The 690-nt window shown below is 46.4% G+C and carries 1 protein-coding gene; it reads right to left on the reverse strand.

Annotated features, from left to right (window positions below; all coding sequences use genetic code 11):
- Positions 1-197: 197 nt before the first annotated feature.
- Positions 198-575 (reverse strand): response regulator, encoded by a 378-nt coding sequence (locus E1H13_RS26680; RefSeq protein ID WP_169617982.1) that lies wholly within the window; start codon positions 573-575, stop codon positions 198-200.
- Positions 576-690 lie beyond the last annotated feature (115 nt).

Here is a 690-nt window from a genome sequence, read left to right on the forward strand (position 1 = left end):
CGACCATGGCTGGGCCTGAAGCCTGAGTCGACCCGCTATAATCCGATGATTTTACCCCTCAAACTATCCATACGAGCGCTCGATTAAGATGCGATTACCCTGCATTTGGCCATGCCAATTCCTATCAGTACAATTGAAAATCTCCGTGTTTTTATTAGAGAATTTATTAGAGAATAAAAGTCTTTATTTCTGTTTTGTTACATTTTCCAGCCTAAAATACTGGCTATCTCAGCGGCAATGGTTTCCGAAGCGAAGGGTTTAGTGATAATCCCGGCAATATCCATCGATGAGAAGCGACGGCGATCGTTGGGTTGCACTTTTGCGGTGAGCAAAATAATTGGGATTGTCTGAGTTTTAGGATGGGAATGCAGCTGCTCAAACACCTGAAAACCATCCATGTCGGGCATGGAAATATCCAGAAGAATGGCATCGTATTGCTCGGTGGTGGCTTGTTTGATGCCTTCTTCGCCTGTGTAGGCGATATCGGTTTGCCAAGCGGTAAAGCACTCAATGGCCAGCTGTACGATTTCGCTGAGGTCAGGTTCGTCGTCGATGATCAGGATACGGTTTGGCATTTGGGGTTTTTGGCTATTGATAATCCTGAGTGAGTGAGGGGGTGTGATTTAAGCCGGGAAACCCTCTAAGTGAAAGGGACTGAGGGTTTGTGCTTTTAGTGACTGACGGGCAAGG

Origin of the sequence: Nodosilinea sp. P-1105 (assembly GCF_012911975.1) — a bacterium.
Taxonomy (GTDB): domain Bacteria; phylum Cyanobacteriota; class Cyanobacteriia; order Phormidesmidales; family Phormidesmidaceae; genus Nodosilinea.

Excerpts from the sequence above, each read along its gene's own strand:
- E1H13_RS26680 (WP_169617982.1), bottom strand. The coding sequence starts at position 575 with ATGCCAAACCGTATCCTGATCATCGACGACGAACCTGACCTCAGCGAA.